This window comes from Pseudoalteromonas sp. NZS11_1 (assembly GCF_015864275.1).
GTDB classification, from domain to species: domain Bacteria; phylum Pseudomonadota; class Gammaproteobacteria; order Enterobacterales; family Alteromonadaceae; genus Pseudoalteromonas; species Pseudoalteromonas arctica.
Window position 1 is genome coordinate 372259 of record NZ_JADYXK010000001.1, and the last position, 17141, is coordinate 389399.

The following is a 17141-nucleotide window of genomic DNA, read 5'->3' on the forward strand; positions in this document are numbered from 1 at the left end:
ATAAGGCTATTTTTTATGTGTAATTTACTATCCTACTATTGCTAACTTAGGGCAACCAATTAACGTTGAATCGACTGATATTTGCTTTTTCCGAGCATTGGTATTGTTTAACTGGCCAATTAGCATCATCGGCTAATAAAAATCCTTGAGTCAAAATTGATCTTTATGGGCTCTACTTTAAGCTCTCATAATAGTAAAAAGCCGTTGCAGTAATGCAGCGGCTTTTCATTATAGTTTTATGTGCTTTGGCAATACGAGCAAAAGGCTTTATACCCCTTTAAAAACCTCGCTTTAATCATCTGGCCCTTTTAAGGTAAACACTAAGTGTTTACGCATATCTTTTAAAATAACGCCTTTTTTAAGCATTGCGCCGCTTAAGCGTTTTTGCCACTTTAATAAGTCAGGCTCTGCGGCCGCTAAGGCTTGCTCGTTTTCAAATTGAAAGCACAGCAGTAGTGTACTTGGAAATAAGTGATATTCCACATCAAACCAGCATTGCAGCATGCCTGGGAGCTCAGCGCGGCCTTGTTCTTCTAATTTTTCAGCAGTATTAAGTACAAGTGCTTGCTGTTTTATTTGCACTGCAGAGAGTTTTTTCATTATTAAAATCCAAGTTAGCGGCTAAAGAATGCAGCCGGAATGCGTGCATTATACGCAAGCTTGTAGGCAGGTAACAACTTTGAAAGAGAGTTAATGTTTAATAGGTTAATGTTCAATAGAGTGTATCTGTTTAAAATCTAGGGGTCTTGTTGGAAGGCGCCTTTGGCTTTTTCAACCTACGTAGGTTGGATAAGCGGCGCAGCCGTGCCATCCGACATTTTAAATTTCACCACAGAACCCTTTTTTAGATATTAATTTTAACGCGTGTTTTAACTCAATGATAAAAAACCTTATTCAAGGTGTTTGCCAGGTTGCTTGCAACAACTAAGGAGTAGCTGTCGCAAGCCGCTCTTAGAGCCTCACCGCATTACGCTTAATACTTATAAGAGGTATCAATCGGGTCGGTTTATTTAGATCGGCGCTTGTCTAGCACATAACGTACGGCCATTCTTGCAACACCCGCACCAATACCTGAGACTACTGCCCATGTAACGGCCTCTTTAAGATCTGTTTCTTCGCTTGGTCTATCTTTTGGGGCTGGTTCGTTGGTAACCTTTTCCCACGATTTTTGTAAAGTTTTCCTTGTTAACATACCTGCAGATGCAGCGGCGAGACCTATACCGATAGTCGTAATTAGTTGTTTATTACTCATAATGTTCTCCTTTTTATAAATAACGGCAGCGTTATTTATGTATAACTCTTTAAGTAAGAATATTAATAACAGCAATTTACGTACCGATATACGCCTGGGTAATAAGCACAGTTATATAAAAAACTCACTCAAAGTTTTACAAATTTAAGCGTAGAGCTTTGAGTGAGATTACGACAAAAGTAAGAGCGTTTAACTGAAAGGTTATTTTACTCACGCTTAGGAGGTTTATTAAGCTTGTGCTTCAGTTCCTAGTAAGGCACAGATATAGGCGAGTTCTTCGCTAAAAATACCATTCAAAAGAGCGTTTTGCTCAATTATTACAGCGTCATTAGGTTGGGCTTTGTATTCTTGCTGGCATCTTGTGAGTTCGGTGGCCAGCCATTGGCAAACATTAGTAGTTAATTTTATTGCTGTTTTTAAAAATAATGACCATTTTATTTTTTGTAAATTAAAGCGGTAAAGCGCGACAGCAATAACACCATAAGCTTGCTGTTCAGGTGTTGGCATGTTGTTAGTATTTATTGAAGAGCTGTTTAAAAGCTTGGTATTGACCATCGCTTGTTGCAGTGCAGCTTGTTCTGATTGACTTAAGAAGTTGTTTTCGTAATCCATGGGTGGCCTATATCTGCTGATAGCAGGGCAATATAAAAAGAAGATTTAGCACAGTATTTTACGATTCATGCGCACCGAAAAATGAACCACAGTGATAACAAAATTAGACTGACTCTTTACTGAATTAATAAAACACAATTGTAACTGGGTAGGGGAATTGAAGAGGATAAGCGTCTTTGTTTTAACCTTCAAATCGCATGAAAAATAATTCTCGGTTGGTGTTTTTAATTTATTGGTAAGCACGGTAATAACCATAAACAAGAGAGTGATAAAAACCACTCTTTATTTCGCAAGAAATTTTGTTTATGTAGATAGGAGTTTTTTACAAAATTTAGCAATTTTTACTCTAATAATAAGAGTGTTAGTACGGAGTTTTGTTTTATGCTGTTGATTTTAAATGATAATTTACTTGGTTTGAGTTTTGCTTGGTAGTAAGTGTATTTTCTTAAATAAATAAAGGAGTTATTATGAGTACCGTTATTACTGGGTTATTCGAAAGTGCATCACAAGCAACACTCGCAATTTATAGATTAGAAGCTTTAGGTATTAATGAAGCTGATATTAGTATTGTAGCCAACGACTCATACGCAAAGGAAGATTTTGCTGTAGACGAAGGTACTAAAGCTGCCGAAGGCGGCATTATAGGCGCGGCTTCAGGTGGTATTCTTGCTGCAATTATTGGTGGATTTACTGCTGTAGGGACTGTAGCAACAGGTGGTACAGGCTTATTAGTTGCCGGTCCATTAGTCGCTGCATTTGCCGCTGGTGGCGCAGGCGCTGCAGTGGGTGGTACTTTAGGTGCCGCAGTAGGTGCGTTTATCCCCGAGCACGAAATTAAGTATTACGAAGACGCCATTGAAAAAGGCTCTATATTAATTGGTATTAAGTACGATAGTGACAACAAAAACGCTATTGAAGAAATACTTAACAATGCAGGCGCAAGTAACGTTTCTACAGCGTAATGCCAGCTAATTAGTTTCAAAATTAATATGAAAGGTGAAACTTAGTTTCACCTTTTTTATGCTATTTTTTTGATTAGGCATAAAATCTAACTTTAAGTAGCGCTTACAATTAAGTTATTATTTTAACTGTATTAATACCAAGCCCGAGAACACTTTGAATTATTTAGCTCACCTTTATTTAGCACAGCCTACAGCCGATTCTCACTTTGGGAACTTGTTGGGCGACTTTGGTGGTAAAAGGCATGTAGAGTACTTACCAAATACGGTTAAAAACGGGCTCGATAACCACTATTTAGTCGATAAATTTACCGACTCCCACCGCGCAGTTAAACACGCTAAACAGTACTTTTCACCTGAGCGTAAACGTTTTGCTGGTGTGGCTATTGATGTGGTGTTTGATCATTTTTTAATTGTGCATTGGCAGCGATTTAGCAAGCAACCTTTAAGTGATTTTAAGTACACCAGCTATCAGCTTTTGAATAATCGCATACCTGTTATGCCGCCGCGCATGCAGCATGTTGTAACAAGTATGACTAAAAACGATTGGTTTAAAGAGTACGAAACCGTTGAGGGAATAGGAGTAGCACTTGATAATATTGCTAACCGCATCCGTTTTACTAATAACTTTGCGGGGGCGGCTGATGATATAACGCGTAACTACGACGAATTAGAAGCCGTGTTTTTAGCGTTCTTCCCGGAGCTAATTAAGCATGTAAGTGAGTTTGACCTTGAAAGCACCCCAAAAAATGACATAAAGCGCATTATTTAAAGTTTTCATCAATTGTTAACCTTTTGTGATAATTTAAGGTGAAAAAAACGCTACTCTAATACAAATTAATTTTTGAGTGTTTTTAATGAATCGCAATTACTTGGTTATTGTGAGCTTTGCTGTTTTAGCGGCATTTCAATCTGGTGCTGTATTGGCTTTCGACTTTGACTTAAAGTCGGTACGAACCACTATTTCAAACCCTAACACTAGTCACGCGTTAATATACGACGACTTGGCTGGGAGTAATCAAAAAACACTGTTTTCGTTAGAGCCCATAAACAATCAACGTGTGGGTGTGTTTTTTGATATTAACGACATTGAAATTGGTTATTCAGCCGATATTTTCGAAGATGATGTTGAAACAAAAACACAAGATATACTGCTTTCTTATAGAAAATTTAAAAATTCTAAAATCACATTTAACTATCAAACGCTTGAAGGGCTGCAAAGCACGGCTAGCAATTTAAGCGGCAATCAAACGGATCAAATTTTCTCGCAAAATACACGTTCAACCAAGTTTGAGCTATCTGGCCAACACAACTTCTATACCTTCAATAATAAAGAGTCTTTGTTTGAGCATTTTTTTCTTAATAGGCCAAAGCTAAGCAGCAAATTTGATTTGTCGTTAAGTATTGTTGGCGCGTGGTCTTTTAAGCATGTATCTCTTGAGAATAAAGATAATATTGTGTTTCAGGCTGATTTTTTAAATTCATCTGCACCACAGGTCACTAAGTTAATTTCTAATTCGTATGGGGCGAGTATTGGCTCGCTTTTATCATTTTCGTTACCGCATAATGTTCACGTATTTGCTGAGTACAAAGTAGGTAAGGGAAATATTCGAAATACAGACCCTGGGCTGGGGTTAAAAGATTCGGGCGGTGAAAAAGTTGAAGCATACGGCGGTGGAATTTCTTGGACTTCTGACAATAAAAAACTTATGGTTGTACTACGTGCGTGGGAGCAAACAGGCCGGCATATAGATACTTCTTTTGGTGATTTGTCAGTAATTAAGTTTTTTTAGTATTGAGCACCGAAATAGTGAATTTACCAGGAATACTATGAGTAATAATAACGCAGTACCTCAGGCTTATGTGAAGCAAGAGGAAGGTTATAGAATAAAAGCCTTAAGGTTATACCCTTGGGTATGCGGGCGTTGTGCTCGTGAGTTTGAGTACTCTAATTTGCGTGAGTTAACGGTGCATCATGTTGATCACAACCACAGTAATAATCCTGAAGATGGCAGTAACTGGGAGCTATTGTGTATTTATTGCCACGATAATGAGCACAATAAATACCACGAACATATTATGTATGGCGGGTCGACTACAGAGCGAAAGATAGAGGCTGCAACGCATTCTCCGTTTGCCGATTTAAAAGCGCTGTTAAATAAATCAAAGTAATATTTGAGCCACGTTAATGGTCAAATAAACAGGTTAAAATTTTATAACAGCGATTATTGGTTTAATAGTTATTGCAAAATATAAGCTTTAGCGACTATTTTCCATTCATTATCTAGTTTAGCTAATGTTAGTGCATCGTAAAAGCGGTTAGTAGAGCGAAATAAAACAACAGCTAAACGGTCGTCAACAATGTTCATACTGATAACTTCACCATCGAGGTTTCCACCTGCTGGATTTTTGTTTGATGCCCATTGGTTAAGTACACTGGTCATGTCTTTATACGACTTAATAACTTCTTTACCGTCGTCGTTTTTTACGACGCCAACCATTGTTGCGTGATCTGCTGCAAATGCGCGAAATAAACGCACTTTACTCGCCTCACCCTGACCCTGAAAGTAGTCGTTTACTGCGGCTTTTATCGCTACTTTATCAGAGGCTCGATCAGCCAATGTACTAAACGATAAAAAGGTAACACTTATAATAACTAACAACGATTTCAACATAAAACTCTCTACTGCTAATAATGAACAACGCACTAAATTTAAGGCTGCTGGTGTAAGCTAAAGCAGCCTCACAATATTATATTTAAATGAAACTTTGTTTATTAAAGCTCTTTTGCTGTTTTGTCTTTTATGTCAAACCAGTTTGAGTCGGCTGAATTAATAAAGCCAGGTACGTCTTTTAGCCATTGTTTTTGAACTGATTTATCAAGATTTAAATAAAGTTTGTTATCAACAATTTTGAACGCTTCTGGATCTACGTCAAATTTTTTCTCCATTGATACACCAAACGCACAAAAGCCACCAAATTGTGGTGCGTACTTTTCTGGATTCGCTCTAAATAAGTCGCGGTGCTTAGCTGAGGTGAATTTATAAATGGCATTTTTATGTGTTGCAGTATATTCAGAGCTGCCTGTTACTGCTTTGTTTTGGGTAAAGTAAGCAACGGTATCGTAACCACTAATTGCAATGTCGTTAACGTCGGCATTTGCGTCTATGTCTGCTGCAAAGCTTAGTGAACTTGCAAGGACTGATGCTGCAAAAAAAGCTGATTTAGTCAGTGTCGAAAATTTCATGTGTATCTCCAAAGGGTAATTTAATTAGTGTGTTTGTTTAAAACTCAACTGTACTTTATCGTTATTTTTTGGTTAATATGCGTCTATTAGTCTGTATTTTCATACCAATAATCCAAAGAGGCGTTTATGGACGTACTTTCGAGTGTACTGAGTCATTTTTCACTTAATGCCAATGTGTTTTTTAGTGGGAACATGTGCGGTACGAGTGACTTTAGTGACGATCAAGGTGTTGGGCATTTACATTTATTACGTTCTGGTACGTTAAAAGTGCGCAGTAATAGTGGTTTTGAAGTGGTTTTGTCTACGCCTTCGGTTATTTTTTTTCCTCACTCTACAGGGCACTGTTTATTTTCGGATAAGGGTGACGGTGCTGATTTAGTGTGTGCACAAATTAGCTATCAAAGTGGAGGGCATAGCCCTTTATTGCAGGCGCTGCCTTTTTGCTTAAATTACGAATTAACGGGTGATGGATTATTAGCGCAGAGTGCTTTTTGGATTTTTGAAGAGGCATTTAAAGACGCCAGCGGTAAGCATTTAATTATAGATCGCTTATGCGATGTATTTTTAATTAGTGTGCTTCGTAAAGTACTAGAAGAAGGCACAATTAAAAGCGGGATGATGGCAGGGCTTGCCCATCCTCAGTTGGCTAAGGTATTAATAAAAATACACCAAACCCCAGAACAAAGCTGGTCGCTCAGCACTATGGCTGAGGAATGTGGTATGTCGCGCTCTAAATTTGCCGATACGTTTAAGCGTGTAATTGAGCAAACACCGGCTGATTATTTAGCAGATTGGCGCTTATCGGTTGCTAAAAAGCTTATTTTAAAAAATCAAAATATGGATTTAGTGGCTAATCAGGTTGGTTACGAAAATGGCTCTGCACTTGCCCGTGTATTTAGAAAAAAAACAGGGCAAGCGCCAAAAGAGTGGTTATTGAGCCAGCAGTAAACGTTCAATTTTGTAAGTTAGCTGCATCCGTTGTAATTAGGTAGTTTGAATCGAGTGACCAAAAATTATTTTCGAGTTTTTGCAAAGGTCGCTTTCTAGAACCAGGCGATGCCTTATGCAGTATCAAATTAATAAGATCAGAACTTACTGCCGGATCACTATGAAAGTAGTCATGGCCTATTAGGCTGCCAGATTTAGGTACTTTAATTAGGCTTACGTTACCTACCGAGGTAAATATGTCTTGCTCGTTTATGTTTACATCTTTGGTGTTTAATCGACCAAAACTTAAGCTGTTTGTTAGCCACTGTGAAATACCCAATGCGCTATCTTCTTGAGAGGTGTAAATGGTAATTTGTCCAAATGCAGGCCCAAATTGCTCTGCCATTAGCCTTTGTTTAATAATACCAAAATCGAGATCAGGGGCTGCTAAAATTAAGTTTTCAATACGCAGGTCTTCGCGGGGATTTCCACCACTGGCTCTGTTTTCAATTATAAGCTCTCTAAGTGTTGTGGTTACTACATCTGTGCCACGGCTATGCGCAATAATATGAATGTTTTCTATTTCAGGATTTTTGAAAAGCAGTCGCAAAGTTTCTTTTAAATGAAAAATAGTAAATTGACCAGACTCTTTATCTTCAAAATAGCCGGTTAATCCTGTGGCGGCAGCAGGCCAAGAGTAAACAATAGGTACGCCTTGTCGGTTCAAAAAATGCCATATACCGGCAAGGGTAAATACTGATTCGTTAAAGGTATTATTAAAGCCATGCACAAACAAAATAACGTCTTTATTATTACTGTTTTTTAAACGCTGATTAATGTTTTTGTTTAACTGGGTTTCGTGAAAAATCTTTCGTTCTAAAATATCTTCGTCAATTTGGAGTTTGTTTTTTACGCGTCTAAATTTATAAGGCGATAAAGGAAAGCGACCTAATTCATCCGCTTTCTCCATTACGTAAGTCAAATTTGCGGAGCGATTTTTAAGACTACTTTGCTTTAATAACTCACTCCACTGCAAAGATTTATCGCCAAAATTTACTTTTGCTACACCGTATGCAATTGATGGCGAGCGACTTGCGTTATACATAACCCCCTCTTTTTCAGAAACTGCTCGGTCTGTAACATAGAGTAATTCCATACTTGTAGTATGTAGGTTTTTAGGTACTTGGGCTTCTGAATAAGGCGTACTTACATATAAATTGGGTGTAGGCATTAAAGCTGGGTTTGAAGTACAAGCAGATAGCAAAATAATGAGCAAAGGGGCGAAAATATAGGATTTACCGTGAGGGTGAAAAAGCATGCTTATTCCTTATTTTCGGTTTGTAAATTATTTTAAAGAGGTTAAGTATAAAATTAGCATATAAAAAGTAACATATTTATTACCTTTTACACATCACATACTAATTTTATAATTTATTGTTGCGTTAACGAGGATTCAAAATAAAAATACCCGAGCTTATAAGTAGAGAAAGCTGCGGGCATTGTTTTTTGGGAGGCTTATAAAGCTAAATCTTAATCGCCTCAGTAGGCGTTGTTGATAATCCACTAAAATACTTCATTACTAATTGGCCTTGGCTGTTTTTTTCTATTACTAAGTAATTGTTTGAATTAGGGTAGTAAAAGCTATTTTTAGACATGGTAATAAGTTTTGTTTTATCGCCACCAGTGCGCTTTGAATACAAAACGTCATTTTCAAAAATTAGGCTGCGTAAGGTGTTTTCATCAATACGGTAATCACCCAATACGGGCGCTAATTGCAGCTCTGTTACCTCTGCTTTTTTAAACTCGGGGAGTGCAATACCCAGTGCTTTGGCTGTGAGTTTTTCGTTGATAAAAATAGGGTTTATGTGGTTTGAATTAGCCAGTACGGCTACATATAGCTTTTGCTCTGGAATATAGCGTGCATGCGCTAAAAAACCATTTATTCCGCCAGTGTGTTTAATTACGGTGTATTCATTCAAAGGCTTAATAATTAATCCGTAACCATAGGATGAAAAGCTGCCGTCATTTAGTTTAAAAGGGCTTACCATCTTTTCATAACCTGCTTTACTAATAAGCTTGCCAGACGATAACGCACTAAACCAAATACTTAGGTCAGTTGGGGTAGATATAAGCGCACCTGCGGCATATGGCCAATCCATATTAATGTAGCTAGTGTTGATAAATCCTTGCTCTGTTTGCTCATAGCCAGATGCGCGATGGGTAACAAGTTCTTGCCCTTCATAACTACTCTGATTCATTTTTAGTTTTTTAAATATGTGTTGTTCAATAAAGTCTTTGTAAGACTGGCCACTTGCTACTTCAATTATTTTCCCAAGCAGTGAATAACCGGTATTTGAATAAGCCATTGTTTCGCCGGGTTTAAACACCATTGGGTGTTTGGCAAATCTCGCTAACGCATCGTCAACGCTGGTGGGGACTTGTATTTCTTTATCAAAGAGATCGTCGTCATCTGTGTAGTTGGCGATGCCTGAGGTGTGGGTTAATAAGTTTTCGATTGTGACGAGGTTGCCCTCTGTTGGAAAGCTTGCAACATACTTATGAATATCATCGGTAACCGCTAGCTTACCTTGCTCTTGCAACATCATAATTGCAGCTGCAGTAAATTGTTTTGAAATAGAACCTAAACGTAAAACGCTTTGCTCATTAAGTGCGATGTTATGTTCAAGGTTGGCAAGCCCTCGCGCTTCTTTAAAAAGGACTTTGCCATTTTTACTTATAATTACCGATACTCCAGGCTCATTTTCAACTAGGTTCTCGTTAAGAATTTCCTGAAACTGCGAGGCTGTCGGGTTTGCTTTTACAAGGCTGGGTGTCAATAGCAAGAAGGCTAACAAACAGCTAGCGTAAAATGGCTTAATCATATTCATCCTTTTAGTTTTTATACCAAACCGGTTAATAGGCTTAGCAATCCTTGTGCTTATTAGTGAATTAATATTGCACAGCTAAAAAGTAAACACAATTATTGAATTTTATAGGGGTTCAGTAATAGGTATAATCGCTGCGTTTATTGGTTTTATTATTTTTACAAGGAAGTTATTTATATGCCTGATGTAACGGCTCTATTTTATATTGCGATTATGGCTTTTTATTTATTACACAAAAACGAAGAGGACAAAATATTAGTGCCCATAATTGGTTTTGCTGTAATTCCTCTTTTTAGCAACGATTACTGGCTATGGTTTAAGGTGAGTGTAGGGTTGGGAATTTATGTATTGATGGTGGAAAAAGCTAAAGCAGGGTATACCGGTGGAGGGGCTGTTTCAGCATTTGCTATGTTTTTTATGGTGGCTTTTTTAGTTAGTATTTTTATAAAAACTATTTTTTCTGTTGCTATTAATTTTAGTTTTTAAAATCTGCTCTAAATACTTAAAAGTAACTTTGCTAAGCTTTTTAGCTAAGTAAGCTGTTATTAAAAAGGCCGAATCCCATTTAATGGTTCGGCCTTTTCAAGCTTTAGGTTAATAACAATAAGAGTTATTTTTTCTTTTCGCTTGGTGCTGGTTGGCCATAATTAGGTGAACGAGGTCCATATAATAAGCCGTTGTAAACATCTGAAGAAAGTAAGCGTGTTGAAGTCATTGCTGCGATTTCAAAGCCTTTATCAGTGACTGTTTCAGCAATTTGATTAATTGCTGCAATAACAAGCATGCCTACAAGGCCACCACCGCCATTACTTTGTTGTTCAGCTGAAGAGGCTCTAGCTTTGCCTTGCCATAATTGCTCGCCAGTGCGTAAATCAACTAATGAGGCTGACACAGTTACAGCTGTTTCGCTAGAAATTACAACATAGCTAGTACCGTATTCTTCAATAGTGATGTAAAGCGCAGAGTCTGCACCAAAAATCTCATGTAATTTATTTACCGGTACTTGGTGCACGTCGCTTGCAACAGTGAGGCCATTACCTTTAAAGGTTTGATCAACTAAAGCAACAGGAAAAACATAAAAACCCGACTCAGCTATAGGCGCGACCATTTGAGTCATCACACTGTATGGTGCAATTACTTCAGGTGTATTATTTAGCGGAGGTAAAATAATAACTGAGTGAGGGTCTGCTTGTTTAAACGCCGTGTAGTCATGTGCTGGTGGAGGTGAAACACAACCAGCGAGTAATGCGACTAATGCGATCGCTGTGTATGATTTTAAATTAAGCATATTAAGCGCCTTTCGCAGATTTTAGAAGGAAGTCGATGTAATGAACTGATTCTGGGAAAAGTGATTTCTCAGTTTCGAAGTGAGTAGTGCCTAATGAAGGATTACCCGTTTCAAAGTACAGCATACCTAGGTGAGCATGTAGCCCAGGCGCAACATTCTTACTTTTGTTTGCAGCATCGGCAATAATTTGCTCAAGCATACTAATTTGCTCTTCAGCTGTTACGTCATCTGCTTTTAAATAGGCGTATACGGCAGTGCTATAGTCACCGTAATAGTAAATAGGTTCTTTCGTTGAGTTACAACCTGTTAGGGCTATACAAACAAATGCTAAGGTAATTAGCTTTTTCATTATTTATTGCCCCATTGGCCAGCTTCAAGACCAGTAACTAACTTGTTAACGACTTCGCGAATAGCTAGGTCAAGTACTTTGCCATTTAATGTGGCATCGTATGAAGCTGTGCTACCAAAACCAATAACTTCACGTTCTGATAAGCTGTATTCACCAGCACCTTGCACTGAATAAATAACTTCTGATGTAGTAACATCAACAACATTAAGCGTTACTTTAGCGTAAGCAATTTGCGATTTACCTTTACCCAATAAACCAAAAAGTTGGCGATCGCCAATAGCTTTACGGCCAAACTCTGTTACATCACCAGTTACAACAAATTTAGCACCGCTAAGAACTTGTTTTGTACCTGTTAACTTTGCTTCTTCTGCAAGGGCTGCCATATTGTCGCGATCAAGCACACTAAAGCGATTTGTTTGTTGTAAGTGGCTCATTAGTGTTGTTTTTGCTTGGCTGCCTAAACGGTCTTGGCCTGATGAAAATATACCATTTTGAAAGCTCGAACGGTTTACAAACTGACCTACGACTAGTTTGCTTTTTGTACCTGAGTAGGTTGTGTTATAGCTAGCAACAGTTGGTGTTTCTATTACTTTTGATGATGTTGTAGCACACCCAGCTAAAGACGAAGCTGTAATTGCAGCGATTACAATTGTTTTAATGTGGCTTTGGTTAATTCGCATAAATTTTTGTCCATATAGATAATTGCAGAAGTTTTTATTGATAGGCGCTTGATTTTTATACTTATAAGTCAATTACTTATTTCAAGAGTCCATTCAACTTACTTTATAAACAAAAGTTGATGTAAATACAATGTTATTTATGTTTTACACAGATACACACAATAAAAAAGAATAAATTCTTTACAGGAATAATGCTAATTCATTAGTTTTTAAATTATTAGAAGCTTTTTTCTATAGTTTATATAAAGAGCATTTATTACGCGCTGAGTTGTTAATTAATAATTTAATTCCAATTAACCTTAACTTTTAAAACCAATCGGCTGCAACTTGTAGTGGGGTAGGGTCGCCTTTTTTAGATACCCAAAATACTAAGGCTTGCTTTGTTGGCGATATTTTTTTAGCGCTAGGCAGGGTTAAATCAGTTAATGATAATTGCTGCTTAGTTTGCATGTTACTTTGCTCGTAACCAATAACAACAAAGTCGTGTTTTAACTTATGGCCTGCGTTTTCGCCGCTGTGTATTTGTGTTTCTATGCCAAAGCCTAACAGAGCTACATGGGCTATTAAGTTTTGGTTAGTATCATCTTTGGTATTAACAGTATCGTATTCGAGATTAATTTTACTGTTGTTTATAGTCGCTTTTAAATTACCTAAATAAGGGGCTTTAGCTACAGGAATAGCTTGCTTATAAAACCAACCTTGCCACCCGCTGCCGTTAACCATAAATCCTGGGGTTGCTACAATCCTACTTTTACCGAGTGCTTTATAAGTACGTTGTCTTTTACTAAAAACAGCAGAGGCAAACGGGTCTTTCCATCCTAAATAATCCCAATAAGTAACATGAAAATTAATAGGGATTAAATCAGTCCATAGTTTTTCATCATCTGTAAACGTTGAAATCCAGCGCTCTGCGGGTGGGCAACTACTGCAACCTTGCGATGTGTAAAGCTCTAAAAAGGTAGTCGGATTAGCTGTACTGGAAATAGTTACTTGCTCAGCAGCTTGGCTTTGAAAGCAAAAAATTATTAACCCAAAAAATACGATAAGGAATGGACGATATAATGTTTTAGAAAGCATGCTGTGGCTCACAAAGGCTGATATTCACCTTAGCATAAGTGACTTTTAAGATTGAAGTATCACGAAATACTCACAATTAAATCACGTTTTCGCTGTATACTTTACTTAGTTAAAACTTAATTTGAACACCCGCTCAAGTTGTGCTTTAATCGTTGCTCAATTATTGAGGAACTTTACATGATTAAATTTTATTTTCACCATACTCCTAACCCAATGAAGGTTGCACTCTTTTTAGAAGAAACAGGCTTACCGTTTGAACTTGTTCCTCTTGATACTTTAAAAGGTGAGCAACATACACCTGAATTTAAAGCAATTAATCCAAACGCTAAGGCGCCAGCAATTGTTGATGGTGAAACTCGTGTGTTCGATTCGAATGCTATTTTAATGTACCTTTCTGAAAAATATGGAAAGCTAGAAGGCAAGGGCGATGACCGCGCTGAAATGCTGTCGTGGTTAATGTTTATCGCATCTGGTTTAGGTCCGTATTCAGGGCAGAGTGTACACTTTAGACACATGGCGCCAGAAGGGCTTGATTACGCGGTTAATCGCTATTTACGTGAAGCGCAGCGCCATTACGAAGTACTTGATACTCACCTTGAAGGTCGTGACTTTATTGTGGGTGATACGTATACCATTGCTGATGTATCTGCATGGGGCTGGATTGATAAAGCACCGGTTGTATTAGGTGAAGAGGGCTTAGCACCGTATCCAAATCTTAAGCGTTGGTTTGAAAGCATTGATAGCCGCCCAGCGGTTGCACGTGCACGCGTAATTGGTACTGATGTAGCCTTTAAAAAAGAGTTTGATGAAGACGCTAAAAAAGCGTTTTTCCCTTCAAATTACCCTAAAGTATAAAGAGTACTTAATACTAAACAGCAGATCAGCTAGCTGATCTGCTGTTTAGTATTTCATGGCTGTGTTAGCACCTCTTTATTTTCATCTGCCACGAATAAATTAACTTCCTCTGTGTGCTGGCTTACGCTATTTCTTTTTAGGGCGATATATAGGTCTGAGTGAATATATATACCTTCTTTTCCCGACTTCATTCCTGCAATTTCAAACCACGAAAGTAGTTGGCGTTTTCTACCTGCAAGTTCAAGCCTTATATCGCGCTTTTTAAATATAACATCTAGATCGGCAAGCATTGCCATTACACTTAAATCTAAGTGAGTAAAGCAGGGCACAGCGTCAATTATTACACAGTGGGTGTCGTCTTTTTGCCTTGCGTATTGCTCAAGTAATCTGCGTTTAAAGTAGCTGGCATTAAAGTAAGTTAAAGGTGAATTAAAGCGATAGATAAACACGCCTTGCACTGCTTTTGCTTTATCTGTGGCGTCTAAACTTCTTACTACACCGTTAACATCTACGCCGAGTACATTGTCGGTTGGGCGCATAACAGTGCGAATAAATTGAAATAACCCCAATAATACAGCAAGTGTGATCCCTGGTATAACGCCAATAAATAACACCGCAAGTAAGGTGGCTGAGGCGAGATAAAATGCCTGTTTATCTTTTCGTTTTAATTGCCAAACAGCTTTTAAATCGAGTAAATGAACAGAAGCAATAATAAGTACAACACCCAGCGCTGCACTTGGAATAAACTCAAGCGGGGCTGTTAAAAAAACGGCTATGACCGCAATAATAGCTGCTGCAATTATTGATACTAACTGCGTTTTTCCGCCTGTGGCATCGTTAACTGCGGTGCGTGAGTCGGCGCCACTAACTGCAAAACCTTGCGAAAGAGCTGACGCTATATTGGCAATACCTAGCGCTCTAAATTCCTTATCGGCGTCTATGTCGTAGCCATTTTTAGCAGCAAAGCTGCGGGCAGTTAGCATCATACTTACAAAGCTCACGATGGCTAAGTTAAGTGCGGGTACCACTAGCTCACGAATAATTCCTAAATCAAAAACAGGAGTATTAAAAACGGGAAGCCCGCCAGTTACGGTGCCAATAGTTTTTATATCAAGTTGTTTTAAATCAAAAATCCATACCAAAATCGCACCAAATGCAATGGCAAACATTGATGCCGGCCACGTGGGTTTTATGCGTTTCATGGCAAAATAGACCGCCAGTGTAAACAAAGCCATTAGTAAGGTGGGAACATGTGTTTGCGCTAGATATGTGGGCACACCACCTAGGCGTTCAAGTAAGTAGCGCTCGTCAAAAGTAAAGCCAAATACTTTAGAAAACTGACCCACAATAATAGTGATGGCTACGCCGTTTAGTAACCCCATTAAAATAGGTTTAGATAAAAAGTCGGCTAATACACCTAGCTTAAATTTACTGGCTATAAAGCACCAAAAGCCGGTCATAGCGGTCATGGTGACAACAAGTTGCCAATGCTTAAAGCTGTCGCCTGCAGCAAGAGGTGTTACTACGGCGGCAATAACGGCGCAGGTAGCAGCATCAGGACCGACTATTAACTGTTTTGAAGTGCCAAAAAGTGCATATAGCATCATTGGCAGTATGCAAGAGTATAACCCGACGGCGGCGTTAACACCGGTTAGTTGCGCATAGGCTATGGCAACAGGTAAAGCTACGGCAGCTACCGATAGCGCTGCTCTTACATCATCAGCAAACCATTGTCGCTCGTAGTGCAGCAATGTATCTAAACCCGGCATAAAATTATATAAACGCGACAGCACTTCAGTATCCTTGCTAATAGTTACAACGTTTTGATAGTAAATTTAATATTCAAATAAGTATAGCTAGGTGGGAGTGTTTTTTACGTAATACCCACTGTATTGAATTAGTTATTTACTATAGCGATGGAAGGTTATTTAACTCGGTAGACGACCACCTTTAACTCGGTAGGCGACCACCTTTCAAATTTATTATTTATAATTTACAATTGCTTAACTAACATCCTAAGTCTTTTAAGTTATACATAAAGTCTTTAAAGGTAAAAGTAGAAGGAAAGTTTTCTATTAATTTAACTTCCCTAATTGCTGTAACCCAATTGATTATAAGTTTAATGAGTTAAGGTAGGGGAGTATTGCAGGATAGGGGCTTGCACCGTAACTGTGATACACCCTAATAGGAAACAATAAACTTTAGCGACTAAAATAAAGTTTCACCGGTGAAACTCAGTCGCTGGATGAAGGTCTTGTGTTCTATTTTCTGCTATCAGTTAATAAATATTAATTATTTATCACTACACTTTCGTTTTTCGATAATTCTAAAGTGTTGAGCTATAAATGCTTTTCAATTGATATTAAAAGGGAAATTAAATGACTTTAAAAACAACACTTCTTTCAACCATTCTTTTATCTACGTCTACCTTTTAAGGTCTCGCTTTAGCCGCTGATGTTGAAGCCGGTGTAGTTAAAAGTGTAGTGAACATTAGTGAGTATAATTCATTTACTGCGGATTATCCTATTGATTATTCATTAATGAACAATCAAATAAATTCAAAAAAGGAAGTCTATAGCAAGCCTATATCGACAAATGTTTCTGCAAGATCTCCTGCAACTGGTATTCAATATTTTGAAGTCTTTGGTGTTGGTTCTTCTAGTTACGGGGGATTTGAATATCCATCGGATAATCAAGTAAGCACCACAAATGATCACGGTGGTAGCCAAGTCAGGGTTGCAGTTCTTCAGTATGGATACGGCAATGTAAACAACGCTACATTTGGAGGCCAAAGCAAGGCACCTACAACAACGGAAAAGCTTTGCGGTACATTAGGTGTTGATGTGCACACATGTACTGCAGGTGAAATTGTAACTGGATTCCTTTATTACTTTGATTTTTATGGCCCTCAAAGTGGGCAATTTACAGTTTCTTCAGATTCTGTGGCCTCCCCTTTTGGATATTGGAGTGACTCTATAAACATCTTATAAAAAAGTATAAAGGCATAGTA

At 38.1% G+C, this 17141-nt stretch carries 20 protein-coding genes; 8 read left to right on the top strand and 12 right to left on the bottom strand.

The window, feature by feature from the left end; all coding sequences use genetic code 11:
- Positions 1 to 291 precede the first annotated feature (291 nt).
- The 3 genes from I6F44_RS01610 to I6F44_RS01620 all read right to left on the bottom strand — a co-directional run bounded on the left by I6F44_RS01610 (position 292) and on the right by I6F44_RS01620 (position 1864).
- Entirely contained in the window at positions 292 to 600 is a 309-nt protein-coding gene (locus I6F44_RS01610; RefSeq protein WP_007579961.1) for a hypothetical protein, read from the bottom strand.
- A gap of 406 nt (positions 601 to 1006) precedes the next feature.
- Positions 1007 to 1252 (bottom strand): DUF4235 domain-containing protein, encoded by a 246-nt coding sequence (locus I6F44_RS01615; RefSeq protein ID WP_002958040.1) that lies wholly within the window; start codon positions 1250 to 1252, stop codon positions 1007 to 1009.
- 228 nt (positions 1253 to 1480) lie between these two features.
- A complete protein-coding gene (locus I6F44_RS01620) occupies positions 1481 to 1864 on the bottom strand; it encodes a hypothetical protein (protein WP_197173174.1) in 384 nt (127 codons plus the stop codon).
- Positions 1865 to 2331: 467 nt separating this feature from the next.
- Between I6F44_RS01620 and I6F44_RS01625 the strand changes: the two genes are divergently transcribed.
- The 4 genes from I6F44_RS01625 (at position 2332) to I6F44_RS01640 (ending at position 4995) form a co-directional block, all read left to right on the top strand.
- Positions 2332 to 2826, top strand: coding sequence for a hypothetical protein (locus I6F44_RS01625; RefSeq protein ID WP_007378461.1), 495 nt, complete (start codon positions 2332 to 2334; stop codon positions 2824 to 2826).
- 154 nt (positions 2827 to 2980) lie between these two features.
- The gene (locus I6F44_RS01630; protein WP_024590241.1) at positions 2981 to 3595 is read left to right on the top strand and encodes an acyl carrier protein phosphodiesterase; all 615 of its coding nucleotides are present in this window, start codon (positions 2981 to 2983) and stop codon (positions 3593 to 3595) included.
- 85 nt (positions 3596 to 3680) lie between these two features.
- On the top strand, positions 3681 to 4616 hold the full coding sequence (locus I6F44_RS01635; protein WP_197112359.1) for a hypothetical protein: 936 nt from the start codon (positions 3681 to 3683) through the stop codon (positions 4614 to 4616).
- 37 nt (positions 4617 to 4653) lie between these two features.
- Positions 4654 to 4995, top strand: coding sequence for a YajD family HNH nuclease (locus tag I6F44_RS01640; RefSeq protein ID WP_197112360.1), 342 nt, complete (start codon positions 4654 to 4656; stop codon positions 4993 to 4995).
- Between the two features lie 68 nt (positions 4996 to 5063).
- Here I6F44_RS01640 and I6F44_RS01645 read toward each other — a convergent pair whose 3' ends face one another.
- Together I6F44_RS01645 and I6F44_RS01650 are read right to left on the bottom strand one after the other, a co-directional pair.
- Positions 5064 to 5498 carry a nuclear transport factor 2 family protein gene (locus tag I6F44_RS01645; protein WP_197173175.1) on the bottom strand — a complete coding sequence of 145 codons (435 nt, stop codon included), beginning with the start codon at positions 5496 to 5498 and terminating at the stop codon, positions 5064 to 5066.
- 101 nt (positions 5499 to 5599) lie between these two features.
- Positions 5600 to 6070, bottom strand: coding sequence for a YHS domain-containing (seleno)protein (locus I6F44_RS01650; RefSeq protein WP_165734603.1), 471 nt, complete (start codon positions 6068 to 6070; stop codon positions 5600 to 5602).
- Between the two features lie 126 nt (positions 6071 to 6196).
- On the opposite strand from I6F44_RS01650, the gene I6F44_RS01655 reads away from it, so the two are divergent.
- Positions 6197 to 7018, top strand: coding sequence for an AraC family transcriptional regulator (locus I6F44_RS01655; protein WP_197101235.1), 822 nt, complete (start codon positions 6197 to 6199; stop codon positions 7016 to 7018).
- A 4-nt stretch (positions 7019 to 7022) separates the two neighbouring features.
- On the opposite strand, the gene I6F44_RS01660 is transcribed toward I6F44_RS01655, so the two are convergent.
- Positions 7023 to 8315, bottom strand: coding sequence for an alpha/beta hydrolase (locus tag I6F44_RS01660; protein ID WP_197173176.1), 1293 nt, complete (start codon positions 8313 to 8315; stop codon positions 7023 to 7025).
- 205 nt (positions 8316 to 8520) lie between these two features.
- A complete protein-coding gene (locus I6F44_RS01665) occupies positions 8521 to 9879 on the bottom strand; it encodes a serine hydrolase domain-containing protein (RefSeq protein ID WP_197173177.1) in 1359 nt (452 codons plus the stop codon).
- Positions 9880 to 10095: 216 nt separating this feature from the next.
- Between I6F44_RS01665 and I6F44_RS01670 the strand changes: the two genes are divergently transcribed.
- Positions 10096 to 10368, top strand: a complete 273-nt coding sequence (locus tag I6F44_RS01670; protein ID WP_231612769.1) for a hypothetical protein — start codon at positions 10096 to 10098, stop codon at positions 10366 to 10368.
- Between the two features lie 124 nt (positions 10369 to 10492).
- Here I6F44_RS01670 and I6F44_RS01675 read toward each other — a convergent pair whose 3' ends face one another.
- The 4 genes from I6F44_RS01675 to I6F44_RS01690 all read right to left on the bottom strand — a co-directional run bounded on the left by I6F44_RS01675 (position 10493) and on the right by I6F44_RS01690 (position 13276).
- Positions 10493 to 11170, bottom strand: coding sequence for a DUF799 domain-containing protein (locus I6F44_RS01675; protein WP_008165257.1), 678 nt, complete (start codon positions 11168 to 11170; stop codon positions 10493 to 10495).
- A gap of 1 nt (position 11171) precedes the next feature.
- Positions 11172 to 11519, bottom strand: a complete 348-nt coding sequence (locus I6F44_RS01680) for a DUF4810 domain-containing protein (RefSeq protein ID WP_008165258.1) — start codon at positions 11517 to 11519, stop codon at positions 11172 to 11174.
- Entirely contained in the window at positions 11519 to 12199 is a 681-nt protein-coding gene (locus tag I6F44_RS01685; protein WP_007378468.1) for a CsgG/HfaB family protein, read from the bottom strand. The genes I6F44_RS01680 and I6F44_RS01685 overlap by 1 nt, the downstream gene beginning before the upstream one ends.
- A 306-nt stretch (positions 12200 to 12505) precedes the next feature.
- The gene (locus I6F44_RS01690; RefSeq protein ID WP_121955132.1) at positions 12506 to 13276 is read right to left on the bottom strand and encodes a DUF1223 domain-containing protein; all 771 of its coding nucleotides are present in this window, start codon (positions 13274 to 13276) and stop codon (positions 12506 to 12508) included.
- A 177-nt stretch (positions 13277 to 13453) separates the two neighbouring features.
- Here I6F44_RS01690 and I6F44_RS01695 point away from each other — a divergent pair, with 177 nt between their 5' ends.
- Positions 13454 to 14131, top strand: a complete 678-nt coding sequence (locus tag I6F44_RS01695; RefSeq protein ID WP_007581448.1) for a glutathione S-transferase family protein — start codon at positions 13454 to 13456, stop codon at positions 14129 to 14131.
- Between the two features lie 53 nt (positions 14132 to 14184).
- Here the strand turns inward: I6F44_RS01695 and I6F44_RS01700 are convergent, their stop codons facing one another.
- Positions 14185 to 15924, bottom strand: coding sequence for a SulP family inorganic anion transporter (locus I6F44_RS01700; RefSeq protein ID WP_197173178.1), 1740 nt, complete (start codon positions 15922 to 15924; stop codon positions 14185 to 14187).
- A gap of 690 nt (positions 15925 to 16614) precedes the next feature.
- Here I6F44_RS01700 and I6F44_RS01705 point away from each other — a divergent pair.
- Positions 16615 to 17121 carry a DUF4879 domain-containing protein gene (locus I6F44_RS01705; protein ID WP_331459040.1) on the top strand — a complete coding sequence of 169 codons (507 nt, stop codon included), beginning with the start codon at positions 16615 to 16617 and terminating at the stop codon, positions 17119 to 17121.
- The last annotated feature ends 20 nt before the right edge of the window (positions 17122 to 17141 follow it).

Coding starts and splice junctions, on each gene's coding strand:
- I6F44_RS01660 (WP_197173176.1), bottom strand. CDS start 8,315: ATGCTTTTTCACCCTCACGGTAAATCCTATATTTTCGCCCCTTTGCTC.
- I6F44_RS01620 (WP_197173174.1), bottom strand. CDS start 1,864: ATGGATTACGAAAACAACTTCTTAAGTCAATCAGAACAAGCTGCACTG.
- I6F44_RS01610 (WP_007579961.1), bottom strand. CDS start 600: ATGAAAAAACTCTCTGCAGTGCAAATAAAACAGCAAGCACTTGTACTT.
- I6F44_RS01655 (WP_197101235.1), top strand. CDS start 6,197: ATGGACGTACTTTCGAGTGTACTGAGTCATTTTTCACTTAATGCCAAT.
- I6F44_RS01695 (WP_007581448.1), top strand. CDS start 13,454: ATGATTAAATTTTATTTTCACCATACTCCTAACCCAATGAAGGTTGCA.
- I6F44_RS01665 (WP_197173177.1), bottom strand. CDS start 9,879: ATGATTAAGCCATTTTACGCTAGCTGTTTGTTAGCCTTCTTGCTATTG.
- I6F44_RS01690 (WP_121955132.1), bottom strand. CDS start 13,276: ATGCTTTCTAAAACATTATATCGTCCATTCCTTATCGTATTTTTTGGG.
- I6F44_RS01615 (WP_002958040.1), bottom strand. CDS start 1,252: ATGAGTAATAAACAACTAATTACGACTATCGGTATAGGTCTCGCCGCT.
- I6F44_RS01645 (WP_197173175.1), bottom strand. CDS start 5,498: ATGTTGAAATCGTTGTTAGTTATTATAAGTGTTACCTTTTTATCGTTT.
- I6F44_RS01625 (WP_007378461.1), top strand. CDS start 2,332: ATGAGTACCGTTATTACTGGGTTATTCGAAAGTGCATCACAAGCAACA.
- I6F44_RS01640 (WP_197112360.1), top strand. CDS start 4,654: ATGAGTAATAATAACGCAGTACCTCAGGCTTATGTGAAGCAAGAGGAA.
- I6F44_RS01635 (WP_197112359.1), top strand. CDS start 3,681: ATGAATCGCAATTACTTGGTTATTGTGAGCTTTGCTGTTTTAGCGGCA.
- I6F44_RS01675 (WP_008165257.1), bottom strand. CDS start 11,170: ATGCTTAATTTAAAATCATACACAGCGATCGCATTAGTCGCATTACTC.
- I6F44_RS01685 (WP_007378468.1), bottom strand. CDS start 12,199: ATGCGAATTAACCAAAGCCACATTAAAACAATTGTAATCGCTGCAATT.
- I6F44_RS01680 (WP_008165258.1), bottom strand. CDS start 11,519: ATGAAAAAGCTAATTACCTTAGCATTTGTTTGTATAGCCCTAACAGGT.
- I6F44_RS01670 (WP_231612769.1), top strand. CDS start 10,096: ATGGCTTTTTATTTATTACACAAAAACGAAGAGGACAAAATATTAGTG.
- I6F44_RS01650 (WP_165734603.1), bottom strand. CDS start 6,070: ATGAAATTTTCGACACTGACTAAATCAGCTTTTTTTGCAGCATCAGTC.